Genomic DNA, 26,895 nt, shown 5'->3' on the forward strand with positions numbered 1-26,895 from the left:
GCAAACTGTGTTGCGAGGGAACAAGCCCCTCGCAACAAAGACCGCTTCAAACATCACGCTCTTCTAACGAACACACATCAGCATGAAACTCTTTGAAGTGTCCGCCCCCTTCGCAGAAGCCCCTATTAACTGAGTCGTAACTTTTACAGTACTACGCGTCGGTGTTCCGGCCAATTTGGCATGAGCAGAAAAAATATCATCGTAAGAACTCCGATCCGTTACAGATACGGCACAGAACCCTGGAGTACGTTCAAACACTCCTGCCTCAAGCACTATTTCGTAATCAGAAAAAAATCCTGGTTGCGGGTAGTGCTTCACGTTGCTTATCCACTTAGGGGACTGCGCCATAACGTTACCCTTGCTATCAATCGACGCGGTAAAAACACCGTCTGCAGCATTGGCTGTAATAGCAACGAAAAAACATGATTGAAGAACATAAAAAATCAATTGCTTTAAATTTTTACGAGAACACATAAAAAACCTCATCCTTGGATAATTAAATCGCTGGCACTCCGACCAGTGATCAAACTATCTAGCGCAAAGAACCCAACCCTGTCAAAGACAAAAATCACGTATATAAAAAAACCTCATCAATCAGTAATCATTCCTACAGTCGCTTATGAAAGTTCTCGCCGTACACATGTAAAAACCCAGCGAGCAAGAGGTCGGCCTTTGAAGATAAAAGCAATTGGGATACTACGATCGAGCTCAACACAGGGCCAAACTCAATATCATTAAGCGACTGTTTGAAAAAACCAAACAAACTCATAACACAAAAAACGCAGCCATTATGGGCACCCTGCGCGAACTAGATCTCGACCCAAAAAATCCTTGCTACGGTTCCCCAACCGACGGCCTTGGTTTTACGCATGGCGAAGTAGAGACGTTCATCAGATATCTAAAGTTCTCGGGCAACGTAGAGCACCTACCCACACCCGGAACAACAATTAGATGCAGCATTTTAATGGCACAAATATAGGGCTCCATAACTCACAAACGTTTTCGGTTAAGCTCAATGAGTTCGCGCACAAAAAAACCCGCCTCTCGGCGGGTTTTTTAATGCAGCTCAAACGCTGAAGGCTTAGTTGACCTTGGCGTTCAACTCACCTTTCAGGTAACGCTGGTACATCGCTTCCAGGGAGATCGGCTTGATCTTCGAAGCGTTGCCTGCGGTACCGAAGGCTTCGTAACGTGCGATGCACACGTCGCGCATGGCAGTGACAGTGGCGCCGAAGAATTTACGTGGGTCGAATTCGCTCGGGTTGGTGGCCATCAGGCGACGCATCGCACCGGTGGATGCCAGGCGCAGGTCGGTGTCGATGTTGACCTTGCGCACGCCGTGCTTGATGCCTTCGACGATTTCTTCAACCGGTACGCCGTAGGTTTCTTTGATGTCGCCGCCGTACTGGTTGATGATCGCCAGCCAGTCTTGTGGCACCGAAGACGAACCGTGCATCACCAGATGAGTGTTCGGGATGCGCTTGTGGATTTCTTTGATGCGGTCGATCGCCAGCACGTCGCCGGTAGGCGGCTTGGTGAACTTGTACGCGCCGTGGCTGGTGCCGATGGCGATGGCCAGGGCATCGACTTGGGTACGTTTGACGAAGTCAGCGGCTTCTTCCGGGTCGGTCAGCATTTGGCTGTGATCCAGAACGCCTTCGGCGCCGATGCCGTCTTCTTCACCGGCCATGCCGGTTTCCAGCGAACCCAGGCAGCCCAGCTCGCCTTCAACCGATACGCCGCAGGCGTGAGCCATGGCCACGGTTTGTTGGGTGACGCGGATGTTGTAGTCGTAGTCGGTCGGCGTCTTGCCGTCTTCGCCCAGGGAACCGTCCATCATCACCGAGCTGAAGCCCAGTTGAATGGAGCGCTGGCACACGTCAGGGCTGGTGCCGTGGTCCTGGTGCATGCACACCGGGATGTGCGGGAATTCTTCGATTGCCGCCAGGATCAGGTGACGCAGGAACGGTGCACCGGCGTATTTGCGAGCACCGGCCGAAGCCTGGACGATCACCGGGGAGTCAGTCTTGTCAGCGGCTTCCATGATGGCGCGCATCTGCTCAAGGTTGTTGACGTTGAAGGCTGGAACGCCGTAGCCGAACTCGGCTGCGTGGTCCAGCATCTGGCGCATGCTGATAAGTGCCATTGTGTGTGTCTCTCCCGGTTTGGGTCGTTAATCGTGCCAGCCTGCCGTAGCGGCGGCGGCTATTCAAGTTATTGCAGATCGGGGGTTGGTCCGGTCCGCTCATTCGGTGTTGCCAAAATCTGATGTCCCTACACAGATCCACTGTGGGAGCGGGCTTGCTCACGAATGCGGTTCAACATTCAGCACTGATGCAAGCTGGCCCACCGCTTTCGCGAGCAAGCCCGCTCCCACATTTGGATCTGCTTCCACATTGGATCTGTGGTGTGTCAATTACTGCGCCTTACAACCGCGGCCGATCAAATCATTGGTGGCGACCCAGTACACCAGGCCTTCCTCACCTTTTATGTGAAACGCCAACATGTCGTTGCTGTACAGCGAACCTTCGGCGCCCGGCTCAAGCTTCAGGCGGTAGACCTGATCGGCCCCGCCGAGGCGCACATCGACTTCCTTACGGCTGTCGTCGGTATAACGCCAGAGCACTTTGGCCTGGCTGTCGCAAGTCCAGGTGGTCCAGTTGTCCGTCGATTCGGCAGGCTTGAACAGGTTGAAATTCGAGCAACCCGCCAGCAGTGCCAGCGCCGTAATGGCGATAAAACCTTTCATCCGTGGTCCTCGACTGACGGCGCCCGCCGCCAGCCCTGAGTAAAGAGTCAGACCCGTCAAGGGCAGCCATGTTCCTTGGCCGGGGTCTGTGTCTCGTATTTGTCCAGGCCATCAGGCCCGGAACGCTTGTTGAGCACCGGGTTGGTTTCGGCCTGCCAGTCAGCCTGGTAGCAGCCTTTATCCTCCGGCGCAGCCGGCGCGGGGTCCGGCTTGGCTTTCGGGTTGCTCCCGCAAGCCGCCAGCGAAACCGCGACGATCAACAGCGCTAGGGTCCTGACCATATAAACACTCCTTTGCCTGGTCAAATAGGCGGCCTCAGGCCTTGGCCCGGCTTTCCAGGATTTCGACGGCTGGCAGCACTTTGCCTTCGACGAATTCGAGGAACGCGCCGCCACCGGTAGAAATGTAGGAGATTTGCTCAGCAACGCCATATTTATCGATGGCCGCCAGGGTGTCACCACCGCCAGCGATCGAGAACGCCGAGCTTTGCGCGATGGCCTGAGCCAGGACTTTGGTGCCGTTACCGAACTGGTCGAATTCGAACACGCCCACCGGGCCGTTCCACAGAATGGTCTTGGACGACTTCAACAGCTCGGCGAAATTCGCTGCGGTCTGAGGGCCGATGTCCAGGATCATGTCGTCGGCAGCCACGTCGGCGATCAGCTTGACGGTGGCGGTGGCGCTTTCAGCGAATTCCTTGGCCACCACCACGTCGACCGGCAGCGGCACGCTGACCTTGGCGGCGATGGCGCGGGCGGTGTCCAGCAGGTCCGGTTCGTACAGGGACTTGCCGACCGGGTGACCGGCAGCGGCCAGGAAAGTGTTGGCAATGCCGCCGCCGACGATCAACTGATTGCAGATCTGGCTCAGGCTATTGAGCACGTCGAGTTTGGTCGAGACCTTGGAGCCGGCAACGATGGCAGCCATTGGCTGAGCCGGGGCGCCGAGGGCTTTGCCCAGTGCGTCCAGTTCGGCGGCCAGCAGCGGGCCAGCGGCGGCGACTTTGGCGAACTTGGCCACGCCGTGGGTTGAACCCTCGGCGCGGTGAGCGGTGCCGAAGGCGTCCATCACGAACACGTCGCACAGGGCGGCGTATTGCTGGGCCAGTTCGTCAGCGTTCTTTTTCTCGCCTTTGTTGAAGCGTACGTTTTCGAACAGCACGATGTCGCCGGCCTTGACGTCGACGCCGCCCAGGTAATCGGCGACCAGCGGCACTTCGCGGCCCAGGGCCTTGCTCAGGTAGTCAGCGACTGGCTTGAGGCTGTTCTCGGCCGAGAACTCGCCTTCGGTCGGACGGCCAAGGTGCGAGCAGACCATCACGGCCGCGCCTTTTTCCAGGGCCAGCTTGATGGTCGGCAGCGAAGCCAGGATACGCGCGTCGCTGGTGACTACACCGTCCTTGACTGGGACGTTGAGGTCTTCGCGGATCAGTACACGCTTACCTTGCAGATCGAGGTCGGTCATCTTCAACACGGTCATGGGTCGCATTTCCTACTGTTTTGGAGAGGTGGCTGTTTGCAGATAGTGCTCTGCAACGTCCAGCATTCGGTTGGCAAAACCCCATTCGTTGTCGAACCAGGCCAGGATGTTCACCAGCCGTGGGCCGGAAACTCGAGTCTGACTGGCATCGACGATGGCCGAATGTGGGTCGTGGTTGAAATCACAGCTTGCATGGGGGAGCTCGGTGTAAGCCAGAAGGCCTTTGAGCGGGCCGCTGGTGGCGGCCTCGCGCAGAATCCGGTTGACCTCGGTGGCGTCGGTGTCGCTGACGGTCTGCATCGTAATGTCGAGGCAAGACACGTTAACCGTCGGCACTCGTACGGCTTTGGCCTGAATTCGCCCGGCAAGTTCCGGCAACAGACGCTCGATGCCACGCGCCAGACCAGTGGACACCGGAATCACCGACTGAAACGCCGAACGCGTGCGACGCAGGTCTTCGTGGTGATAGGCATCGATTACCGGTTGGTCGTTCATCGCCGAGTGGATGGTGGTGATCGACACGTATTCCAGACCAATGGCCTGATCCAGCAGGCGCAACAGTGGCACGCCGCAGTTGGTGGTGCAGGACGCGTTGGACACCAGCAGCTCGTCGCCGGTCAGGCAATCCTGGTTCACGCCGTAGACGATGGTGGCGTCGACATCCGCTTCGCTGGCCATCGGCTGGGAAAACAGCACGCGTGGCGCGCCGGCGTCGAGGAAACGCTGGCCATCTTCACGGGTGTGGTAAGCGCCGGAGCACTCCAGCACCAGATCGACGCCCAACGACGCCCAATCGATGCCTTCGGGGGTGGCACTGCGCAGGACCTTCACGCAGTCGCCCTTAATATGCAGACAATCGCCTTCGACCTTCACTTCGCCGGGGAAACGCCCGTGAGTGGAGTCGAAGCGTGTCAGGTATTCGATGCTGGCCATGTCGGCCAGATCATTGATCGCGACAATTTCAAACCCGGCCTTTTCGCCTCGCTCAAACAACGCACGCAAGACGCAACGACCAATCCGGCCGTAGCCGTTGAGTGCAACTTTGTAAGGACGCGGTTGAGGCATGAGGTTCTCGATTACCGTGGTGAATCCGTCATTGCAGTGTGACCTGGCTACCGCTATCGCGGGCAAGCCCGCTCCCACATGGACGGTAAAAATCCCTGTGGGAGCGGGCTTGCCCGCGATGGCGTCAGAACAGGCAATACATTACCTGGACTTAGTCTTCCAGCAGCTCTTCAGCCTGACCCAGGATGTTTTCCAGGGTGAAGCCGAACTCTTCGAACAAGGCTGGCGCAGGCGCCGACTCGCCGTAGGTGGTCATGCCGATCACGCGGCCTTCCAGGCCCACGTACTTGTACCAGTAGTCCGCGTGAGCCGCTTCGATCGCGATACGGGCACTGACCTGCAACGGCAGGACCGCTTGCTTGTAGCCGGCGTCCTGCGCATCGAACACGCTGGTGCACGGCATCGAAACCACACGCACCTTGCGACCTTGCTCGGTCAGCTTGTCGTACGCCTGAACCGCCAGGCCGACTTCCGAGCCGGTGGAGATCAGGATCAGCTCAGGCTCGCCGTCGCAGTCCTTCAACACGTAACCGCCACGGGCGATGTCGGCGATTTGCAGCGCGTTGCGATCCTGGTGCTGCAGGTTCTGACGCGAGAAGATCAGCGCCGAAGGGCCGTCCTTGCGTTCCAGAGCCAGCTTCCAGCACACGGCCGATTCAACGGCATCGGCTGGGCGCCAGGTATCGAGGTTTGGCGTGCTGCGCAGGCTGGTCAGTTGCTCGATCGGCTGGTGCGTCGGGCCGTCTTCGCCCAGACCGATGGAATCGTGGGTGTAAACGAACACCACGCGCTTCTTCATCAGCGAGGCCATGCGCACAGCGTTGCGGGCGTATTCCATGAACATCAGGAAGGTCGCGCCGTAAGGCACAAGACCACCGTGCAGGGTGACGCCGTTCATGATCGCGCTCATGCCGAACTCGCGAACGCCGTAGTACATGTAGTTGCCGCTGGCGTCTTCAGCCGTCACGCCTTTGCAACCTTTCCACAGGGTCAGGTTGGAACCGGCGAGGTCAGCGGAACCGCCCAGCAGTTCAGGCAACAGCGGGCCGTAGGCATTCAGTGCGTTCTGGCTGGCTTTACGGCTGGCGATGGTTTCGCCCTTGGCCGCGACTTCAGCAATATAAGCCGAGGCTTTTTCCGCGAAGTCAGCCGGCAGCTCGCCGCTCAGACGACGCACCAGTTCGTTGGCCAGCTCAGGGAATTCAGCGGAGTAGGCAGCAAAACGCTGATCCCATTCGGCTTCGGCCGCGCGACCGGCTTCCTTGGCATCCCACTCGGCATAGATGTCGGCCGGGATGTCGAACGGGCCGTGGTTCCATTTCAGCGCCGCGCGGGTCAGGGCGATTTCCGCGTCACCCAACGGGGCGCCGTGGCAATCTTCCTTGCCTTGCTTGTTCGGCGAACCGAAGCCGATGGTGGTCTTGCAGCAGATCAGGGTTGGCTGCTCGCTTTTGCGTGCAGTCTCGATCGCGATCTTGATTTCTTCCGGGTCGTGACCGTCGACGTTGCGGATCACCTGCCAGTTGTAGGCTTCGAAACGCTTCGGCGTGTCGTCGGTGAACCAGCCTTCGACTTCGCCGTCGATGGAGATGCCGTTGTCATCATAGAAAGCGATCAGCTTGCCCAGGCCCAAGGTGCCGGCCAGGGAGCCGACTTCGTGGGAGATGCCTTCCATCATGCAGCCATCACCCAGGAACACATAGGTGTGGTGGTCGACGACATTATGGCCAGGACGGTTGAACTGCGCCGCCAGGACTTTTTCAGCCAGGGCGAAACCCACGGCGTTGGCCAGGCCCTGGCCCAGTGGACCGGTGGTGGTTTCAACACCTGGGGTGTAGCCGAATTCCGGGTGGCCCGGGGTGCGGCTGTGCAGTTGGCGGAAGTTTTTCAGGTCTTCGATAGACAGGTCGTAGCCGGTCAGGTGCAGCAGCGAGTAGATCAGCATCGAGCCGTGGCCGTTGGACAGCACGAAGCGGTCACGGTCGGCGAACGATGGATTGCTCGGGTTGTGCTTCAGGTAGTCACGCCAAAGTACTTCGGCGATATCCGCCATACCCATAGGGGCACCGGGATGGCCGCTGTTGGCTTTTTGCACGGCATCCATGCTGAGGGCACGAATGGCGTTGGCACGCTCACGACGGCTGGGCATCGCTGTTCTCCTGCGGATATTGAATCGAGAGTGAATAAAACGAATCGGAAAAAAGGCGAGCATTTTCCCTCACCCACCCGCCTCGGGGCAATGACAGATAGTCATCTGAAGGCGTTTTTCCAATGGTTAACAGCGTATTCGACGGGTGAAACCTTTCCGCTGTTCGTTTGTTGACTAAACCTAACGCCGAGAAGTGCCATCTATCGAGCAATATCAAAACTTTTTGATATTGCCCTTGCGATGCTTTCTGACCGTCACTAGACTGCTGGCCTTATGAATTTACGCGCGCCCTCGATTCGACATGACGATTGCGATGAGCTGTCGGCCCTGTGCAAGGCCGGTGGTGATCCGCTGCGCCTGAACGTATTACGTGCGCTGGCCAACGATTCGTTTGGCGTACTGGAACTGGCACAAATCTTCGGCATCGGTCAGTCCGGCATGAGCCATCACCTCAAGGTATTGGCCCAGGCCGACCTGGTGGCGACGCGCCGTGAAGGCAACGCGATTTTCTACCGTCGCGCCCTGCCCCACACCGACCTGCCGGGCGGCAAGCTGCATGCGGCCCTGCTCGAGGAAGTGGACAACCTGACCCTGCCGGCCGATGTGCAGTCGCGGATTGGTCAGGTTCATGGGCAACGAGCGGCGGCCAGCCAGGACTTTTTCTCACGGGTTGCAGAGAAATTTCGCGCCCAGCAAGACTTGATCGCCGGCCTGCCGCAATACCGCGAAAGCGTGGTGGCCTTGCTCGACAAATTGAGTTTCAGTGAAGGCGCCACCGCCATTGAAGTCGGCCCCGGAGACGGTGCATTCCTGCCGGAACTGGCGCGCCGCTTCACTCAAGTGACAGCGCTGGATAACAGCCCGGCGATGCTCGAACTGGCACGCCAGGTCTGCGAGCGCGAAACGCTGACCAACGTCAATTTGCAACTGGCCGACGCCCTGAACGGCGTCAGCCTCAAGGCCGATTGCGTTGTACTGAACATGGTGCTGCACCATTTTGCCGCGCCGGCCGAAGCGCTCAAACACATGGCCGGCTTGCTGCAATCAGGCGGTAGCTTGCTGGTAACCGATTTATGCAGCCACAACCAGAGTTGGGCCAGGGAGGCCTGCGGTGATCTCTGGTTGGGGTTTGAACAGGACGATTTGGCCCGTTGGGCCACCGCTGCGGGACTCGTTCCCGGGGAAAGCCTCTATGTAGGCTTACGTAATGGTTTCCAGATTCAGGTCCGCCACTTTCAGCGACCGACTGGCGACACTCACCATCGGTAATTTCAGGAAAACATCGAGATGAGCGAATACTCCCTCTTCACCTCCGAGTCCGTGTCTGAAGGGCATCCGGATAAAATCGCCGACCAGATTTCCGACGCAGTGCTGGACGCAATCATTGCTGAAGACAAGTTCGCCCGCGTGGCGTGCGAGACGCTGGTGAAAACGGGTGTGGCGATCATCGCTGGCGAAGTCACCACCTCGGCCTGGGTTGACCTGGAGCAGATCGTTCGTGACGTGATCACCGACATCGGCTACACCAGCTCCGACGTCGGCTTCGACGGTGCGACCTGCGGCGTGATGAATATCATCGGCAAGCAGTCCCCGGACATCAACCAGGGTGTCGACCGTGCCAAGCCTGAAGATCAGGGTGCCGGTGACCAGGGCCTGATGTTCGGCTACGCCAGCAACGAAACCGACGTGCTGATGCCCGCGCCGATCACCTTCTCTCACCAGTTGGTGCAGCGTCAGGCTGAAGCCCGCAAATCCGGCCTGCTGCCGTGGCTGCGTCCGGATGCCAAGTCCCAGGTCACCTGCCGTTACGAAAATGGCAAGGTGGTCGGCATCGACGCCGTTGTCCTGTCGACCCAGCACAACCCTGAAGTGTCTTACAAAGACCTGCGCGAAGGCGTGATGGAGCTGATCGTCAAGCATGTACTGCCTGCCGAACTGCTGCACAAGGACACCCAGTTCCACATCAACCCGACTGGCCAGTTCATCATCGGCGGCCCGGTGGGCGACTGCGGCCTGACCGGTCGCAAGATCATCGTCGACACCTACGGCGGCATGGCGCGTCACGGTGGCGGTGCGTTCTCCGGCAAAGATCCATCGAAGGTTGACCGTTCGGCCGCCTACGCCGGTCGTTACGTGGCCAAGAACATCGTCGCTGCCGGCCTGGCCGAGCGTTGCGAGATTCAGGTTTCCTACGCGATCGGTGTGGCCCAGCCTACGTCGATTTCGTTGAACACCTTCGGCACCGGCAAGATCAGCGATGAGAAAATCATCAACCTGGTCCGCGAAGTGTTCGACCTGCGTCCGTACGCAATCACCACCATGCTCGACCTGCTGCACCCGATGTACCAGGAAACCGCGGCGTATGGCCACTTCGGTCGCACCCCGCAAACCAAGACCGTTGGCGACGATACGTTCACCACGTTCACCTGGGAAAAAACCGACCGCGTCGACGCTCTGCGTTCTGCTGCGGGCCTGTAAGACTTTCCCGGCGGCACCCAAAGCCCCGCATGGTTCGCCGTGCGGGGCTTTTTATTGTCTTCACTTCAGACCGCGTCGCGAGCAGACCCGCTCCCACAGTTGACCGCATTCCACTGTGGGAGCGAGCCTGCTCGCGATGGCGCCAGCCCAGTCACCATCAGAAACACCAAGCAAAACACCCACCTGCCTCCCCTGAAAATACTGACTAGCCTTCAAGCATCTCCCTGAGCAAGGACGCTCACAATGCTCACCATCCTGCACCTGTTTTTCGGTCTCCTGCTGACCTTTGCCTGCCTGACCACCAACGCCACCGAATGCCCCGACTGGCCCCCTGCACGAGCGCTGAACGAAACCACCGCGCTGCAAAAACAGATCGATCTCTGGGACGACAACTATCATCGCCAGGGCCGCTCATTGGTCACCGATGAACTCTACGATCAGTCCCGCGCCCGCCTGATCGAATGGCATCACTGTTTCAACTCAGGCCCACTCGCAGACCCCTTGCGCACCGCGGGCGGCAAGATTCCCCACCCCATCGCCCATACCGGCCTGGAAAAGCTTCGTGATGGTCGTGCCGTCGAAAACTGGCTGCGTGACCGCACTGACATCTGGGTCCAACCCAAAGTCGACGGCGTGGCGGTGACACTGATTTACCGCAAAGGCCTACTGACTCAAGCCATCAGTCGCGGGGACGGAATGAACGGCCAGGACTGGACGGCCTCGGCGCGTCAGATCGCCGCCATCCCTCAACACCTGCCACAACCGCTGGACCTGTTGTTGCAAGGCGAACTCTATTGGCGCCTGACCGAGCACATTCAAGCCAAGGCCGGCAGCCTCAATGCCCGCGCCACCGTCGCTGGCTTGATGGCCCGCAAGATATTGAGCATCGAACAAGCCGAAGGGATCGGCCTGTTCGTCTGGGACTGGCCCCAAGGCCCGGCCAGCTTGTCCGCCCGCGTGGCGGTGCTGGATGAACTGGGTTTCCCGAGCACCGCGCCCTACAGTCAGCCGATCAAGGCATTTGCCGACGCCGAACGCTGGCGCGAGCACTGGCATCGCGCTCCCCTGCCCTTCACCAGCGATGGCATTGTCCTGCGCCAGGATCAACGCCCGCCCGCCGAACGCTGGCAGGCGAAACCACCTTATTGGAGCGTCGCCTGGAAATACCCGTTTGCCCAGGCGCTGGCCGAGGTGCGCAAGGTTCACTTCAAGATTGGACGGACCGGGCGAATTACCCCGGTGCTGGATCTGACGCCAGTGCAACTGGATGACCGGCAGATCAAGCGGGTCAGCGTCAGCTCACTGCGGCGCTGGGAAGAATTGGACATCCGCCCCGGCGATCAGGTGTCCATCAGCCTCGCGGGCCTGACCATTCCCAGACTGGATGGCGTCGTACTGCGCAGCACCGAGCGCCCTGAAATGGAGGTGCCGCTGGCAGCGGACTTTCATCAGTTGAGTTGCTGGCAGCCGACACCGGGATGCGAGAGTCAATTTCTGGCGCGCCTGACCTGGCTCAGTGGCAAGCAGGGACTGGCCTTGCCCCACCTCGGCCCGGGTACCTGGGAGAAACTTCTCGAAACAGGCCGCCTGAATGGCCTGCTGGATTGGTTGACCCTCGATGCCCAAGAGCTTGCTAACATTGACGGCTTCGGCGAGCGCAGCAGTGCTCGCCTGTTGAACAGTTTCAACAACGCCCGCCAACGCCCTTTCACCCGCTGGCTCAAGGCCCTGGGCCTACCACCGACCGGGCAGGCACGCCTCGCCGATTCATGGCAGGCGTTGGCGCAGCGAACCACCGGACAATGGCAGGCCGAAGCCGGTATCGGTCCCGGACGTGCGGCACAATTGAGCGCATTTTTCCGCGACCCGCAGGTACTGGCCTTGAGCGAAACATTACGGGTCGCCGGGATCGACGGTTTTTAGCCAACGACGATGCCCGCCAACCCGGGAACCCAAGAGTGCCGCCGGGCTCAAACACCCCATCGCCACGATCGCTTTTTCACATGGAGCTTTTATGAAATTTCTACCGCTCGCCTTGTTGACGCTTTGCAGCGTGATGGCCGCTCCACTGATGGCCGGCGAAGAAGCGCCGGGGCTGACCGGCTGCGCCGCCAAGAAACAGGGCATCATCAACCAGATCGAACTGGCCAAATCCCACGGTAACGCCGATCAACAGGCCGGCCTGGAAACCGCACTCAGCGAAGTCACCGCCCACTGCACCGACGCCTCCCTGAAGAAAGAACGGGAAAACAAGGTGCTCGATGCCAAGCACGAAGTGAGCAAGCGTCAGGCTGATCTCGACAAGGCGATGAAAAAAGGCGATCCCGAGAGAATCAACAAGCGCAAAGACAAACTGGCCGAGTCCCGCAAGGAATTGCAGGACGCGCTGGATGAGCTGGACAAGTAAGAAGAGGTGAAAACCAAGGATCTTGATCGTTCCCATGCTCCGCGTGGGAATGCTTCAAGGGACGCTCTGCGTCCAGTGACGCAGAGCGTCACGGGCTGTATTCCCACGCAGAGCATGGGAACGATCGACATCAGCCAGAATACTGCTAATCAATGATCCCGAAACTCTTTATGGCACGCGCTGCACGCATCTTCGACCTTCTGTACCGCCGGGCCCAGGTTACTGGCCTTGTAGGGTTGAACCTTGCTGGCAACCACCAATTCACCGGTGGCGGTTTCAAGGGTGCGAGCCATTTCCTGGAAGCGTTCCTGCTTCTGCCAGACATCGCTCTTGGCGCTGGTGTGATCTTCTTCGCGCACCTGCGGAAAATGTTTCCACGGTTCACGGGACAGCGCATCGAGCTTCACCGCGCCGTCAGCGAATTTCGGACCGTCGAACGGAATGCGGCCACGCAACATGCCGCCCAGGTCTTCACCGGTCTTGAGCATTTGCTTGAAAATCGCCTTGCGTTGACCCAGCGGCGAGTCAGGGTCGACACCACCGCAAGCGGACAAGGTCACACAGGCCAGCAATACAACAGAAAGTCTTTTAAGAGTCATGGTGGCTTCAGGTCACGGGAACGGCGGCCAGTATCCTCGTGTCATCGGCAAAGACCAATAGCCCTATTATCAATACGGGTTGTTTGAGCGCATGGAGCACTCAGGCAACCGGCAAAGGAATTACTCCATGAACAGCCGTTACAAGGCATGGCGCCACAGCCTGGCCTGGACCCTTCCGATGGTGGCCGTGCTCGCGGGCTGCACCGGTGGCGATAACACCAAGCCGAAAACCCACGCACTGGCCACTTACTCCAGCGCCACGTGGGAAGCGCTTCCGAGCGTGTCCGACAACGACCTCGTCGCCGGCTTCGGCTCGTGGCGCAGCGCCTGCACCCGACTCAAGGCCGATCCGGTCTGGGGCTCGACCTGCGCGGCTTCCGCCAACGTGCCGCAAACCGCCAACGAGATTCGCGGGTTCCTCAAGCAGAATCTCGACGTCTATGGCCTGCGCGCCGCCAATGACAACCCCAACGGCCTGATCACCGGTTACTACGAACCGGTCTACCCCGGCAGCCTGACCCAAACCGCAGTGGCGAACATTCCGGTGTACGGCGTCCCCGAAGACATGATCATCGTCTCCCTGGACAGCCTCTATCCGGAACTCAAGGGCAAACGCCTGCGCGGGCGACTCGAAGGCCGCGTGCTCAAGCCGTACGACGATGCGGCCACCATCGAAACCAAAGGGGTCAAGGCACCGGTCGTGGCCTGGCTGACCGATCCGATGAACCTGCAATTTCTGCAAATCCAGGGTTCGGGCCGCATCCAGCTCGACGATGGCCGCCAGTTGCGTATTGCGTATGCCGACCAGAACGGCCATCCGTATCGACCGATCGGCCGTTGGCTGGTTGAGCAAGGTGAGCTGAAGAAAGAAGACGTGACCATGGGCGCGATCAGCACCTGGGCCAAGGCCAATCCGGCGCGAATCCCGGAACTGCTTGGCAGCAACCCCAGCTACGTGTTTTTCACCCGTAACCCGGACAGCAACGAAGGGCCTCGTGGCTCGCTGAATGTGCCACTGACGGCCGGTTACAGCGCGGCGGTGGACCGCAAGGTGATTCCGCTGGGCAGTCTGTTGTGGCTATCGACCACCAAACCGGACGGCACCGCGCTGGTACGCCCGGTGGCTGCTCAGGATACTGGCGGCGCGATTGCCGGCGAAGTGCGTGCGGACTTGTTCTGGGGCACCGGCGAAGCGGCCGGGCAATTGGCCGGTGATATGAAACAGCAGGGGCAAATCTGGATGCTGTGGCCTAAAGGCGCGGCGCTGCCGCAAGTGCCGCAGGTTGCCGATGCGGCTAAAGCCAATCCTTGAGTTGTGCGGAGACTGATCGATAGCTTTCGCGAGCAAGCCCGCTCCCACATTTATTCTGCGGCGTATACAAATCCAATGTGGGAGCGGGCTTGCTCGCGAAGAGGCCCGCAAAAACACCGAAGTACTGTCAGACAGAAACCACAAAGAAACTGACGATCAACCCCAATCCCACCAACCACACCAGCGACCGCAACATCGCCCAGTCCGCCAGGTAGCAAATGATGTACAGCAACCGACTGGTGATGAACAACACCGACAGCACATTGATCGTCACCAGTTCGGCATTGCCGGCCAGGTGCGCGACAATCACCGCAGCCGCGAACGCGGGAGTCACTTCGAAACTGTTCAGGTGCGCCGCATACGCGCGCCGGCCCACACCATTCAGTGACTCGAGAAAGTCACGGGGGTCATGGTTGTCTTTCGGCCTGAACCCGCCACAGGCCCTGGCGATGCCCGTGCAGATATAGGGCAGGACAATCGCGATCAAAATGCACCACAGAGCAACCGTCATAAAGCAGTCCTTTTTTCACGTTTCAGAACAGTCAGAATTTCATTACCAGCATGCCAATCAGCACCAGCCCACAGGCTAAGAGCCGTGGCCGGCCAAAAGGTTCTTTCAGGTAGCGCATGCCAAACAGCACCACCAGGATCACGCTGATCTCGCGCAATGCCGCCGCTTCGGCTATCGAGCCCAGCTGCATGGCCCACAGCACCAGAGCGTAGCTGAACAACACACAAAACCCGACCGCCAATCCCAGTCGCCACTGCTCACGCCAGAACAGCATGAACGCCGGGCGCTTGCGCACCAGCGCCAATAACGGAAACGGCCAGGCACTGAGCAGCGTGACCCAGACCAGGTAATCCAGCGGATGAGACCAGCGCCGCAACGCCTGGCCATCGATGAAGGTGTAGCAACCGATGCACAAGCCGATCAGCGCCACCACCGGCAGCATCGACCACGGCAAACGCGCACCGCCCCCGCCCTGCCACAGCAGGCAAAGCATGCCGAACGGGATCAGCAGAATCCCGAAGATCTGCTGATTCGTCAGTACTTCCCCGGCAAAGATAAGCGTCAGCGCCAGCACCACCAACGGCGACAAACCACGCATCAGCGGATAGACCAGACCGAGGTCGCCGACCCGATACGCCTGGATCAACAGATAGCGGTAGAGCAACTCGAACGCTGCCGACGCCAGAATCCACGGCCAGATATCCAGTGGCGGCAGCGCCACGAAGGGCAGCATCACGGCGACAAACAACATCGCCACACTGTCCATGCAGGCCACCACCAACAGCCGCTCGGCACTGAACTTGATCAGGGTATTCCACGCCGCGTGCAACAGCGCCGCCACTAACACCAAAGCCGTCGCAAGCACGGCACACTCCCTTTGTTGTCCACCCCCCCTGTAGGATCGGGGATAGAGAATTGATTCGCCATATGTCAGCAGCTGTTTATACTGCAAGCGACCACGCCGCACTCAGTTGCGCACAGACTAATTCCAATAATTTCTGCCTGCCCGCTCTCTTCGAGAACGGCCATCGGCATGCGTATGCCTGATCAAAGCGTCAAGACTACCGACAGAGACCTTGCGCATGCCACTCGCCTTGCTTGCCCTCGCCGTTGCCGCGTTCGGCATCGGCACCACTGAATTCGTCATCATGGGCTTGCTTCCCGATGTCGCCCGCGACCTTGCCGTGAGTATCCCCGACGCCGGCCTGTTGATCACCGGCTACGCCCTGGGCGTGGTGTTCGGCGCACCGATCCTCGCGGTCGGCACCGCCAACATGCCGCGCAAAGCCACGTTGCTGGGCATGACGCTGATGTTCATCCTCGGCAACATCCTCTGCGCCCTCGCGCCGAATTACGCCACGCTGATGGCCGCGCGCGTGATCACCGCGCTCTGCCATGGCGCGTTCTTCGGCATCGGCTCGGTGGTCGCCGCCGGATTGGTCGCACCGAACAAACGGGCCCAGGCGATTGCCATGATGTTCACCGGCTTGACGCTGGCCAACGTGCTCGGCGTGCCATTGGGCACCGCGCTCGGGCAATACGCCGGCTGGCGCTCGACATTCTGGGCGGTGTCGGTGATCGGCGTGATTGCCGCCATCGCGCAATGGGTCTGGCTGCCAAAGGACATCGCCATGGACAAGGCCAACCTGGCCAGCGAGTTCAAAGTGCTGGGCAAGGTCAATGTGCTGCTGGCCCTGGGCATGAGCGTATTGGCCTCGACCAGTCTGTTCAGCGTGTTCACCTACATCGCGCCGATCCTGCAAGACATCACCGGTGTCAGCCCCCACGGCGTGACGATCATGCTGCTGTTGTTCGGCGTGGGTTTGACGGCAGGCAGCATGCTCGGTGGTCGGTTGGCTGACAGCCGTTTACTGCCTTCGCTGGTGGGCATGGCGCTGGCGGTGCTGGTCGTGCTGGCCGCGTTTACACAGACCAGTCACTCGGTGATCCCGGCGGCGATTACGCTGGTGTTGTGGGGGATTTTTGCCTTCGCGCTGTGCCCGATCCTGCAACTGCTGATCATTGATCAGGCCCATGAAGCACCGAACCTTGGATCGACGTTGAACCAAAGCGCGTTCAACCTCGGCAATGCGGCGGGGGCGTGGATTGGTGGGCTAGTGGTCGCCAGCGGCGCGGATCTCGCAGACTTGCCCTGGACCGGCGCGCTGGTCAGCGGGTTTACGGTGCTGGCTGCGTTGCTGTTCATCTACCTGCAACGTCGCGGTGTGGCAACGGTCAATGTGTCCGGCTGATAGCCAGTCAGAAAAACGATCCTGAACGTCGAGTCATTCAGGACGCCCGTTGTGTGAATTTTCTTCAGGCCGCTCGACGGACGACCTGACACCCGACTGAAAGGCTCTAAACAGAGCCTTTCAGCTCATGACCAAGCCCCGCACCAACCGTCTCTGCGCTTGTGTTCCCAATTGATACGCAGCGATCTCCCATGCCCTCGATTCTTTTAAAGTGCAGCTTCCGCACACGCGCTCACAGGAAGAGGCACTCATGACCCCTATTGGCAACATCCCAACATCCTCATACAGGTCATCGACCCCGACGGACACTTCACAGAGATCAACGTCAGGTCCGATAGACCATGACTGGGGTGATTTCATGAAGGGGTCAATGGAGACAGGTCAAGGTAAGCTCGAAACGCTTGCGGACTCATTGACTGATCGAGACATGACTATCCGCCGTTACAAAGATAACGGCGTGGTCGAAATCGAACTCAAGCGCCCCGACATCGAGCGACTGGTACTCAGCGGCGGTGGCGCCAAGGGCGTCGCCTTCTCCGGGATGGTGAAAGCGCTGGAGGAGAATCAGGCACTGGACAAGATCCGCAGCATCTCCGGCTCTTCCGCCGGCGCTATTTCTGCGGCGTTTCTGGCCAGCGGCATGGACCACGCAGGCTTCGACAAGATGTCGGACGAGACCAACCTCGTTTCACTGCTCGACAGTCAGAACAAGGTGCTGGGACCCCTGCAACACGCCAGCTCCGTCATGGGCAAAGGCGCCGCGAAAGTCCCGGGAAAGGCGGGTGACATCGGGAGGTTGCTGTTCGACCTGATGCCTCGCCTGCAAACCAAAGCCATGCCGCTGGAAACCCTGATCCGCGAAAAGATGATTGAGTCAATTCTGGCGCGTTTCAACCATGCCCGTAATGATCCACAACGAGCGTTACCTGAAAAGGTTGAAGATCAGGTCAAGGAAATACTGAACAGGAATTTTGTGACCTTCGGCGATCTGGAGAAGCTAAGCAAGGGCATCCCTGAAATCAAGCAACTGCACATTACCGGCACGGCCATGTTCGACGATCGACCGCAGATGGTGGTGCTCAATGCCAGCCTGACCCCCGACATGGACGTGGCGGTCGCAGCCCATATTTCAGGTTCGTTGCCTGTGGTCTTTCAAAAGCCTTCGGAACAAGGATTGGCTTTTCAGGCTGATGGAGAGCGGACTGCATTTCAGGACGGTGGGATCATGCTCAACACACCGGTCATGGAGCTTTACGAGCCTCAATTTCCGATGAGCATAATTCCCGAAAGCGATCAGTTGATTCTCAAATTCCAGAGCGAGAATGGCAGCAAAAAAAATGATCGCGGAACACTCTCCTCTGCGATGGCCGACAAGTTTGTCGGCGTCGCCTACTCGGCTCGAGACGCACAAGAAGCCGATGGCATCAAAGCGTTTGAAAAGAGTACGGTCATCGTTCCTCTAAAGACCGAACGCGGCAACTTTACCGGCACGATAAAAGGCACCGTTAATTTCAGTATGCCGATGGAGGACAAAAACCACCTGCAGCAAAAACTCCAAAGTGCAGTGCACGATCACCTGAAAAGTCGCATCGAAAACAGAGAAACGTTCACCTTTAACTCCATCGGCGGTGCATTGCTCGCCCTTGATGATCGACAGTACGACGCAGCGGTGCTTGAGTTGAAGAACGATCCAGCAAGTGAAGCGGCCATCGCCTTCCGGCGGCAAGCTAAACAAGCGATGACCGATTTAAAACACGCCTTGATTGATGCCAAAGCCACCACCAAGGGCTCGCTGTCACTCACCACAGAGATGCGTAAAGCCATCGATACTCTGGATCAGCTCGGCGACACACCGGGAAAAGCCGAGTGGCTGGCAAAAAAACTCAATCATGGAAACGTCCCGGATTACATGGAGCTGCTTCAAGCAGTCAAGCGCATGGATTCCGGAGCAACAGGGCCAAAGTCTGCGGTCCTGACCGAAGCGATCAAAGAAATGGGCGCCCGCGACATCACCACCAAGAGCGAAAATTTCATTCGCGAAGTGATCTATCCGTCCGTGTATCGTCTTGACCAGCCTGATTCGAACATCAAGCTGTTAAAGGAGGCCATCGCTGACCTGCGAGAATCCACGAGCGCCGAGGATTACAACGCGGTACTCCATCGGATTGTCGATCAGTACGTCTCGCGGAGCTTCCCGAATTCGTCGCGTCCTTTCAATTCGACAACCGTTGATCAAGCCCGTGCATGGTTGATTCCTGGCTGATAAACACTACGTTCGGTCGGGCGAGCGTTGATGCCTCGCCCGGCTAATGTTTGTCAGACGCCGACTGCGCTTCGCTTCCCTTGTCTTTTGGAGGGCCGGACTCACTGCGAATCTGCGCATGACTGATCAACGCGAAGATAAAACTGCCGCCGACGATGTTCCCCACCAGCGTCGGACCGGCGAACACCAGCCAGAAATCCTTCCACGGCAACTCGCCGGCAAACACCAGATACGAGACCTCGGCCGAACCGACCACGATGTGAGTGAAATCCCCCAGCGCCATCAGGTAGGTGATGAGGATGATGATCCACATCTTGGCGCTCTCCATGGATGGAATCATCCAGACCATGGTCGCGATCATCCAGCCCGAGACGATGCCTTTGGCGAACATTTGGCTGGCGTCGTTTTCCATGATCTTGCGCCCGATATCGAGGAAGGCCAGGTCGGTCTTGCTGTCGAATATCGGCAGATTCAGCATCACATACGCCACCATTAACGTGCCGCAGAGGTTGCCCACCAGCACCACCGACCATAAGCGCAGCAATCGGCCGAAGTTACCCAGCGTGGGTTTGCTCATGATCGGCAGCACGGCGGTCAGGGTGTTTTCGGTGAACAGTTGCTGGCGGGCGAGGATCACCGCGAGAAAACCCGCGCAGTAACCGAAACTGGCGATCACTTTGAAACCTTCGCCATCTGGCAGGCGGGAGTTGAGCAGCCCCATGGCCATCAGCGAAAGCCCCATGGTCAGGCCCGCGGCCAATGCCGACCACCACAATGCGGCGACAGTGCGCTCGAGTTCCTGATCGCCTTGGGTGCGGATGATTTCGTGCAATACCGCGGCACGTGGAGGCTGGCTTTTGTCGACCTCGTGCTGCTCTTTAGGCGAAAGGTCCGGGGTCTTGCCGTCTTTTTGCGTGTCCATAAAGCTCCTGAACCTGTGGCGTGTCATGTAGGTACGACACGTGGGGTTCGGCGCTGTTCAGTGGTCCGCCAAATCATCGTTGACGGGTAGACCGCTTTCGCGAGCAAGCCCGCTCCTACATTTGATCTCCAGTGGACGCAGAATTTGTGTGCGACCGAGATCAAATGTGGGAGCGGGCTTGTTCGCGAAGGGCGCAGCGCCGATCTCACTCGTGGATAACATCATCCTTGAACTGGTCTTTGACGTACTTGATCTCGGTCTGGCCATGTGGCGCCGGCAAGCCGTCTTCACCCAGATTGACGAAGACAATCTTGTCCACCGTCAGGATGCTTTTGCGGGTGATCTTGTTACGCACTTCGCACTTGAGGGTGATCGAGGTGCGACCGAACTCGGTGGCAGTGATGCCCAGTTCGATGATGTCGCCCTGACGCGAGGCGCTGACGAAGTTGATTTCGGAAATGTACTTGGTGACCACGCGCTGATTGCCCAGCTGGACGATGGCGTAGATCGCCGCTTCTTCGTCGAGCCAGCGCAACAGACTGCCGCCAAACAGCGTGCCGTTGGGGTTGAGGTCTTCGGGTTTTACCCATTTGCGGGTGTGGAAATTCATATTCACTCCTGAGCGTCTTGCCGAATGATGGTGGGCATCATGGCAGAGCCTGACCTAGAGCTCTATTAAGCATCGACTATGGTCTCGATTACCGTTCAGACATTGATCAACAGAAAGGCTTTGGAAGATAAGAATAGCCCGCTATAATCGCCACCGTTTCAGAACGGTCATCTTCACGTGGCCCGCAAGACCAGTTTTTTCAGCTCAAATTCGGATGCCAGAAGTCCAGAGCCAAGGCGCTGTGACGAGTCATAGCCAGCTATGGCGAGGAACAGCAACGCAGGATCTGGGCTTATGGCGCCGAAGTTGAGCTGAAAAAACTGGTCATGCGGGCCACCTGATACCGTTTTCCCGCCACCTGTCCGAGGGGCGCTGCAGCAGGTTCGACCTGTCAGGCTCGGATGGGGCGTTGCCTGGTTGTCATCGATCAGACTCTAAACGCACAACGGCGCCCATTCGCATACATTACGAATGGAGGCTCATCATGAGCGCTGTTATCACGCCTGCTGATTTTAACGATTACAAAGTCGCCGACATGTCCCTGGCTGCCTGGGGCCGTCGCGAAACCATCATCGCCGAATCCGAAATGCCGGCCCTGATGGGTCTGCGCCGCAAGTACTCCGCCGAGCAACCGCTCAAAGGCGCGAAGATCCTCGGCTGCATCCACATGACCATTCAGACTGCCGTGCTGATCGAAACCCTGGTTGCCCTGGGTGCCGAAGTGCGTTGGTCGTCCTGCAACATTTTCTCGACTCAGGACCAGGCCGCTGCCGCTATCGCTGCTGCTGGCATCCCGGTTTTCGCCTGGAAAGGCGAGACCGAAGCAGAGTACGAGTGGTGCCTGGAGCAAACCATCCTTAAAGATGGCGCGCCTTGGGATGCCAACATGATCCTCGACGACGGCGGCGACCTGACCGAGTTGCTGCACAAGAAATACCCGGCGATCCTGGACCGCGTCCACGGCGTCACCGAAGAAACCACCACCGGCGTTCACCGTCTGCTGGACATGCTGGCCAAGGGCGAGCTGAAAATCCCGGCTATCAACGTCAACGACTCGGTGACCAAGAGCAAGAACGACAACAAGTACGGCTGCCGTCACAGCCTGAACGACGCAATCAAGCGCGGCACCGACCACCTGTTGTCCGGCAAGCAAGCGCTGGTCATCGGTTACGGTGACGTGGGCAAGGGCTCGGCCCAGTCCCTGCGTCAGGAAGGCATGATCGTTAAAGTCTCCGAAGTCGACCCGATCTGCGCCATGCAAGCCTGCATGGACGGCTACGAGCTGGTTTCGCCGTTCATCGACGGCATCAACAACGGCACCGAAGAAAGCATCGACAAAGCGCTGCTGGGCAAGATCGACCTGATCGTGACCACCACCGGTAACGTCAATGTTTGCGACTCGAACATGCTCAAGGCCCTGAAGAAGCGCGCCGTGGTCTGCAACATCGGCCACTTCGACAATGAAATCGACACCGCTTTCATGCGCAAGAACTGGGCATGGGAAGAAGTGAAGCCACAGGTTCACAAGATCCACCGTACCGGTCCTGGCGCATTCGATGCCCAGAACGACGACTACCTGATCCTGCTGGCCGAAGGCCGTCTGGTTAACCTGGGTAACGCCACCGGCCACCCAAGCCGCATCATGGACGGTTCGTTTGCCAACCAGGTGCTGGCGCAGATCTTCCTGTTCGGCCAGAAGTACGCCGACCTCTCGCCAGCCCAGAAAGCCGAGCGCCTGACGGTTGAAGTACTGCCGAAGAAACTCGACGAAGAAGTGGCCCTGGAAATGGTCCGTGGCTTCGGCGGCGTCGTGACTCAACTGACCAAGACCCAGGCCGACTACATCGGCGTGACCGTCGAAGGTCCGTTCAAGCCGCACGCTTATCGCTACTAACAGCAGCTGCGAGCTACAAGCTTTAAGCTGCAAGTAAGAGCGATTCGTTTACTTGCGATTTGAAGCTTGCGGCTTGCTTCTTCATCGCTATTACGCAGCAGTGAGCTGTGAGATTCAAACGCGAGAATCGGCGCACCGCCCTCTTGCAGCTTGAAGCTTGCAGCTTGCCGCTGGAGGCCCCTCCATGTCCCAAGAACGTCGCTACAGCTTCGAGTTCTTCCCTACGAAGACCGATGCTGGGCATGAAAAGCTGCTCGCCACTGCTCGTCAGCTGGCCACGTACAACCCCGATTTCTTCTCCTGCACCTATGGCGCTGGTGGTTCGACCCGCGATCGCACGCTCAACACCGTGTTGCAGCTCGAAAGCGAAGTCAAAGTGCCTGCCGCACCGCATTTGTCGTGCGTTGGCGACAGCAAGGCCGACCTGCGCGGCTTGCTGGCTCAATACAAGGCCGCCGGCATCACCCGTATCGTCGCCCTGCGCGGCGACCTGCCTTCGGGCATGGGCATGGCCAGTGGCGAACTGCGCCACGCCAATGACCTGGTTGAATTCATTCGTGAAGAAACCGGCGATCATTTCCACATCGAAGTTGCCGCTTACCCGGAGATGCATCCGCAAGCGCGTAACTTCGAAGACGATCTCGCCAACTTCGTGCGCAAGGCCAATGCTGGCGCCGACAGCGCGATCACCCAGTACTTCTTCAACGCCGACAGCTACTTCTACTTCGTCGAGCGTGTACGGGCGATGGGCGTGAACATCCCGATCGTGCCGGGGATCATGCCGATCACCAACTACAGCAAGCTTGCACGCTTCTCCGATGCCTGCGGTGCGGAAATCCCGCGCTGGATCCGCAAGCAACTGGAAGCCTACGGCGATGACACCCAGAGCATTCAAGGCTTTGGTGAGCAAGTCATCACCGAAATGTGCGAACGCCTGCTGCAAGGTGGCGCTCCGGGGCTGCACTTCTACACGTTGAACCAGGCTGAGGCGAGTCTGGCGGTGTGGAACAACCTGAAGTTGCCACGCTAAGAAGCAAGATCAAGAGATCGCAGCCTCGTTTCACTCGACAGCGCCTACAGAGTACGCAATCCCCTGTAGGCGCTGTCGAGTGAAACGAGGCTGCGATCTTTTGCATTCAGCGCACTGTTATTGTGCAGCAACACACCGAGTTAGAGCTTCTGGATCCCGTTTCTGGCTCTTTCCGGTTTCTCGTCGTAATCTCAACCCATGCCTTTGATCGCGCAGTTACTGACCGTGTTTCTTTTTACTTGCCTGAGCTTTGCCGCTCGAGGCGAGAAATTGCGCATTGTCACAGAACCGTGGGCGCCGTACGTGTATGAGGAAAACGGCAAATCACTGGGGCTGGACTACGAAACCACGGCCATCGTCTTCAAGCGCCTGGGTATCGAAGTGGAATGGCAATTCCTGCCATGGAAACGCTGTCTGTCGATGCTTGAGCAAGGTCAGGCGGACGGCGCGCTCGATATTTTCCACAGCGATGAGCGCGAGGCGACCCTGCTCTACCCCAGCGAACCGCTTTCGGAAGTCGAGTTCGTGATGTTCTACGCCAATGAGCGACCCCATCCGTTTCGCACCCTGGACGACCTGAAAGGCCTGACCATCGGCACCTCTCCGGGCTATCTCTACAGCAAGGATTTCAGTGACTCGACCCTGTTCACGCGGGAGCCGGCACCGACTCACGAAGCCAACTTCGGCAAACTGGTGCGCGGCCGGATCGACTTGCTGATCACTGATCGCCGGGTCGGCCAGCATTTGCTGGATGAGCTGGGCATCCGTGACAAGATCAGTGAAAACCCGATCGTCATCAGCCAGCAAAGCCAGTTTCTGGCGGTACGCCGCAACGCGGGCATGGATTTGCTGGTGCAACGTTTCGGTGCCGAACTCAAACGTTTCAAGCGCGAACCCGCCTACGCTGAACTGAGCGCCCGTTATGGCGCCGCCCCGGCGGCAGAAGTCAAAGCCGCGAGGGCCACCGCCGCCAGCGGAAAAACCGTTGAGCAGCAGGAAAGCGGCGCGCAGTGATTGCTCTGTTATACTCCGGCCTTCCCGCCAGGCTCACGCCCGGACGCTCGGACTTGTTCAAGGCATCTCGACCCCGCTACAGCGCAGCTTTTCAGCCCGCGCGAGCGCTCCAGACGAGCTTTCAAGCCCCAGCAGGACCGGACGGGATTGCGTTCCTCATAAACGCCATTCGCGCCAGGCAAGACTCCCATTGGGCCAAGCCCTAACTAAAACAGGATTACTCATGTCCTTTGCTTCCCTCGGTCTCTCCGAGGCTTTAGTCCGCGCCATCGAGGCAGCGGGCTATACCGAGCCTACTCCGGTGCAACAGCGGGCCATTCCCGCCGTGTTGCAAGGTCGCGACCTGATGGTTGCGGCACAGACAGGTACTGGTAAAACCGGTGGCTTCGCCCTTCCGATCCTGGAGCGGTTGTTTCCAGGCGGTCACCCGGACAAGTCCCAGCGTCACGGCCCGCGCCAACCGCGCGTCCTGGTCCTGACCCCTACTCGCGAACTCGCGGCTCAAGTGCATGAAAGCTTCAAGGTCTATGCCCGTGACCTGAAATTCGTCAGCGCCTGCATCTTCGGCGGCGTCGGCATGAACCCACAGGTTCAGGCCATGTCCCGCGGTGTTGACGTGCTGGTGGCCTGCCCTGGCCGCCTGCTCGACCTCGCCGGCCAAGGCAGCGTCGATTTGTCCCACGTGGAAATCCTCGTGCTGGACGAAGCCGACCGCATGCTCGACATGGGCTTTGTTCATGACGTGAAGAAGGTTTTGGCTCGTCTGCCGAGCAAACGTCAGAACCTGCTGTTCTCGGCGACTTTCTCCAAAGACATCACCGACCTCGCCGGCAAGCTGCTGCACAACCCGGAACGCATCGAAGTCACGCCGCCGAACACCACGGTCGAGCGTATCGAACAGCGCGTATTCCGTCTGCCAGCCAACCACAAGCGTTCGCTGCTGGCGCACCTGATCACCGCTGGCGCCTGGGAACAGGTCCTGGTGTTCACCCGCACCAAGCACGGCGCCAACCGCCTGGCCGAGTACCTGGACAAACACGGCCTGAGCGCCGTCGCGATCCACGGTAACAAGAGCCAGAACGCCCGCACCAAAGCCCTGGCCGACTTCAAGGCCGGCGAAGTGCGCATCCTGGTTGCCACCGACATCGCCGCGCGCGGCCTCGACATCGACCAGTTGCCACACGTGGTCAACTTCGAACTGCCGAACGTCGACGAAGACTACGTGCACCGTATCGGCCGTACTGGTCGTGCCGGTCGTTCGGGCGAGGCGATCTCGCTGGTTGCACCGGACGAAGAAAAACTGCTGAAAAGCATCGAGCGCATGACCAAGCAGAAGATTGCCGACGGCAACCTGATGGGCTTCGACTCCAGCGCTGTGGAAGCTGAAAAACCAGAAGTTCGCGAGCGTCCGGATGTGCGTAACCCGCGCAACCCACGTGGCCCGCGCGGCGACGGCCCGAACGGCACCGGTGGTGGCGGCGGTCGTAAAGACAAAGGCAAGGACAAGGGCGGCAAGGAAAAACCTGCTGCCACTGGCCGTGGTGATCGCCCGGCGCGTGAACACAAGCCACGCGAAGGCACCCCGGCGCGCGAGCAACAGCGCCCGGCGCCTCGCGCTGCAGCTGATCGTGCTCCGGACGAGTTCCTGGACGACGATATCGATAACTTCGGTAACCGCGTCGACTACGTTCCTCAAGCCAAACCGGCTCAGGGCCGTGGTCGCCGTCCGGGTGCTCCGGCACAAGGCGCCGCAGCTGGCGCAAGTGCAGGTGCTCCGCGCACCGGCGGCAAGCCTCAGGGTCGTCAAAGCGGTCCGCGCAGCAGCGATGGCGCCACCACCGGCACTCCCCCAGCCAAACGCAGCGGTCCACGCAACGGCGCTCCACGTGACGGTCAGGCCCGTCGCGAAGAATCGCGCAACCGTCGCCCGGCCCGTGCCGACGACCAGCCGCGTTCGGAACCCGCCGTGCAAAACCCGCGCGGCCCGGCACCGAAGATCATTCACAAGGAGTCGAAAACCGATCGTTTCCCGACTCCAGAGCAACTTGATCAACTGCCAGGCCGTCCGCGCGGCGAGAAACCAGCGTTGCTGACCCGCAACCGCTGATGTAACGCAGCACTAAAAAATGCCCCTGATCTCACGATCCGGGGCATTTTTGTT

23 protein-coding genes and 1 riboswitch are annotated in these 26,895 nt (G+C 59.1%); of the genes, 11 read left to right on the forward strand and 12 right to left on the reverse strand.

What is annotated here, in order from left to right; translation table 11 throughout:
- Nucleotides 1-63: 63 nt before the first annotated feature.
- The 7 genes from ACA057_RS29310 to tkt all read right to left on the reverse strand — a co-directional run bounded on the left by ACA057_RS29310 (nt 64) and on the right by tkt (nt 7,442).
- Complete coding sequence (locus tag ACA057_RS29310; RefSeq protein ID WP_497344352.1) at nt 64-474, reverse strand: hypothetical protein; 411 nt, start codon at nt 472-474, stop codon at nt 64-66.
- Nucleotides 475-1,081: 607 nt separating this feature from the next.
- Nucleotides 1,082-2,146 carry a class II fructose-bisphosphate aldolase gene (fba, locus tag ACA057_RS29315; protein WP_054044249.1) on the reverse strand — a complete coding sequence of 355 codons (1,065 nt, stop codon included), beginning with the start codon at nt 2,144-2,146 and terminating at the stop codon, nt 1,082-1,084.
- A 270-nt stretch (nt 2,147-2,416) separates the two neighbouring features.
- Nucleotides 2,417-2,749: an MliC family protein gene (locus ACA057_RS29320; RefSeq protein WP_401354061.1), complete on the reverse strand. Its 333-nt coding sequence runs from the start codon at nt 2,747-2,749 to the stop codon at nt 2,417-2,419.
- Nucleotides 2,750-2,805: 56 nt separating this feature from the next.
- Complete coding sequence (locus ACA057_RS29325; RefSeq protein WP_497344355.1) at nt 2,806-3,030, reverse strand: hypothetical protein; 225 nt, start codon at nt 3,028-3,030, stop codon at nt 2,806-2,808.
- A 34-nt stretch (nt 3,031-3,064) separates the two neighbouring features.
- Nucleotides 3,065-4,228 (reverse strand): phosphoglycerate kinase, encoded by a 1,164-nt coding sequence (locus tag ACA057_RS29330; RefSeq protein WP_497344357.1) that lies wholly within the window; start codon nt 4,226-4,228, stop codon nt 3,065-3,067.
- Nucleotides 4,229-4,240: 12 nt separating this feature from the next.
- Nucleotides 4,241-5,293 carry an erythrose-4-phosphate dehydrogenase gene (gene epd, locus ACA057_RS29335; RefSeq protein ID WP_401354064.1) on the reverse strand — a complete coding sequence of 351 codons (1,053 nt, stop codon included), beginning with the start codon at nt 5,291-5,293 and terminating at the stop codon, nt 4,241-4,243.
- 151 nt (nt 5,294-5,444) lie between these two features.
- On the reverse strand, nt 5,445-7,442 hold the full coding sequence (gene tkt, locus ACA057_RS29340; RefSeq protein WP_497344360.1) for a transketolase: 1,998 nt from the start codon (nt 7,440-7,442) through the stop codon (nt 5,445-5,447).
- Nucleotides 7,443-7,715: 273 nt separating this feature from the next.
- On the opposite strand from tkt, the gene ACA057_RS29345 reads away from it, so the two are divergent.
- The 4 genes from ACA057_RS29345 (at nt 7,716) to ACA057_RS29360 (ending at nt 12,327) form a co-directional block, all read left to right on the forward strand.
- Nucleotides 7,716-8,711 (forward strand): ArsR/SmtB family transcription factor, encoded by a 996-nt coding sequence (locus tag ACA057_RS29345; protein WP_497344362.1) that lies wholly within the window; start codon nt 7,716-7,718, stop codon nt 8,709-8,711.
- 18 nt (nt 8,712-8,729) lie between these two features.
- Nucleotides 8,730-9,920, forward strand: a complete 1,191-nt coding sequence (gene metK / locus ACA057_RS29350; protein WP_497344364.1) for a methionine adenosyltransferase — start codon at nt 8,730-8,732, stop codon at nt 9,918-9,920.
- 243 nt (nt 9,921-10,163) lie between these two features.
- Nucleotides 10,164-11,843 (forward strand): NAD-dependent DNA ligase LigB, encoded by a 1,680-nt coding sequence (gene ligB / locus ACA057_RS29355; RefSeq protein WP_497344366.1) that lies wholly within the window; start codon nt 10,164-10,166, stop codon nt 11,841-11,843.
- A 91-nt stretch (nt 11,844-11,934) separates the two neighbouring features.
- On the forward strand, nt 11,935-12,327 hold the full coding sequence (locus tag ACA057_RS29360; RefSeq protein ID WP_497344368.1) for a DUF1090 domain-containing protein: 393 nt from the start codon (nt 11,935-11,937) through the stop codon (nt 12,325-12,327).
- 149 nt (nt 12,328-12,476) lie between these two features.
- On the opposite strand, the gene ACA057_RS29365 is transcribed toward ACA057_RS29360, so the two are convergent.
- Nucleotides 12,477-12,926, reverse strand: a complete 450-nt coding sequence (locus ACA057_RS29365) for a c-type cytochrome (RefSeq protein WP_497344370.1) — start codon at nt 12,924-12,926, stop codon at nt 12,477-12,479.
- Nucleotides 12,927-13,053: 127 nt separating this feature from the next.
- Between ACA057_RS29365 and mltA the strand changes: the two genes are divergently transcribed.
- Nucleotides 13,054-14,238: a murein transglycosylase A gene (mltA, locus tag ACA057_RS29370; protein WP_497344372.1), complete on the forward strand. Its 1,185-nt coding sequence runs from the start codon at nt 13,054-13,056 to the stop codon at nt 14,236-14,238.
- A gap of 127 nt (nt 14,239-14,365) precedes the next feature.
- Here the strand turns inward: mltA and ACA057_RS29375 are convergent, their stop codons facing one another.
- Both ACA057_RS29375 and ACA057_RS29380 read right to left on the reverse strand, forming a co-directional pair.
- Nucleotides 14,366-14,749, reverse strand: coding sequence for an MAPEG family protein (locus ACA057_RS29375; protein ID WP_401354083.1), 384 nt, complete (start codon nt 14,747-14,749; stop codon nt 14,366-14,368).
- A gap of 31 nt (nt 14,750-14,780) precedes the next feature.
- A complete protein-coding gene (locus ACA057_RS29380; protein WP_497344375.1) occupies nt 14,781-15,614 on the reverse strand; it encodes an EamA family transporter in 834 nt (277 codons plus the stop codon).
- A gap of 217 nt (nt 15,615-15,831) precedes the next feature.
- On the opposite strand from ACA057_RS29380, the gene ACA057_RS29385 reads away from it, so the two are divergent.
- Both ACA057_RS29385 and ACA057_RS29390 read left to right on the forward strand, forming a co-directional pair.
- Nucleotides 15,832-17,001 (forward strand): MFS transporter, encoded by a 1,170-nt coding sequence (locus ACA057_RS29385; protein WP_497344377.1) that lies wholly within the window; start codon nt 15,832-15,834, stop codon nt 16,999-17,001.
- A 427-nt stretch (nt 17,002-17,428) separates the two neighbouring features.
- On the forward strand, nt 17,429-19,264 hold the full coding sequence (locus ACA057_RS29390; RefSeq protein ID WP_497344379.1) for a patatin-like phospholipase family protein: 1,836 nt from the start codon (nt 17,429-17,431) through the stop codon (nt 19,262-19,264).
- A 43-nt stretch (nt 19,265-19,307) separates the two neighbouring features.
- Here ACA057_RS29390 and ACA057_RS29395 read toward each other — a convergent pair whose 3' ends face one another.
- Together ACA057_RS29395 and ACA057_RS29400 are read right to left on the reverse strand one after the other, a co-directional pair.
- On the reverse strand, nt 19,308-20,186 hold the full coding sequence (locus ACA057_RS29395) for a formate/nitrite transporter family protein (protein ID WP_497344381.1): 879 nt from the start codon (nt 20,184-20,186) through the stop codon (nt 19,308-19,310).
- Between the two features lie 205 nt (nt 20,187-20,391).
- Nucleotides 20,392-20,796, reverse strand: coding sequence for an acyl-CoA thioesterase (locus tag ACA057_RS29400; protein WP_497344383.1), 405 nt, complete (start codon nt 20,794-20,796; stop codon nt 20,392-20,394).
- Nucleotides 20,797-21,154: 358 nt separating this feature from the next.
- Nucleotides 21,155-21,257: riboswitch (S-adenosyl-L-homocysteine riboswitch) on the forward strand.
- A gap of 23 nt (nt 21,258-21,280) precedes the next feature.
- Here ACA057_RS29400 and ahcY point away from each other — a divergent pair.
- The 4 genes from ahcY to rhlE2 all read left to right on the forward strand — a co-directional run bounded on the left by ahcY (nt 21,281) and on the right by rhlE2 (nt 26,841).
- On the forward strand, nt 21,281-22,690 hold the full coding sequence (ahcY, locus tag ACA057_RS29405) for an adenosylhomocysteinase (protein WP_497344385.1): 1,410 nt from the start codon (nt 21,281-21,283) through the stop codon (nt 22,688-22,690).
- A gap of 184 nt (nt 22,691-22,874) precedes the next feature.
- Nucleotides 22,875-23,720 carry a methylenetetrahydrofolate reductase [NAD(P)H] gene (gene metF / locus ACA057_RS29410; RefSeq protein ID WP_497344387.1) on the forward strand — a complete coding sequence of 282 codons (846 nt, stop codon included), beginning with the start codon at nt 22,875-22,877 and terminating at the stop codon, nt 23,718-23,720.
- Nucleotides 23,721-23,918: 198 nt separating this feature from the next.
- On the forward strand, nt 23,919-24,734 hold the full coding sequence (locus ACA057_RS29415; RefSeq protein WP_497344389.1) for a substrate-binding periplasmic protein: 816 nt from the start codon (nt 23,919-23,921) through the stop codon (nt 24,732-24,734).
- A gap of 223 nt (nt 24,735-24,957) precedes the next feature.
- The gene (rhlE2, locus tag ACA057_RS29420) at nt 24,958-26,841 is read left to right on the forward strand and encodes an RNA helicase RhlE2 (RefSeq protein WP_497344391.1); all 1,884 of its coding nucleotides are present in this window, start codon (nt 24,958-24,960) and stop codon (nt 26,839-26,841) included.
- Nucleotides 26,842-26,895: the final 54 nt, after the last annotated feature.

It is taken from the genome of Pseudomonas sp. LBUM1661 (genome assembly GCF_059695925.1).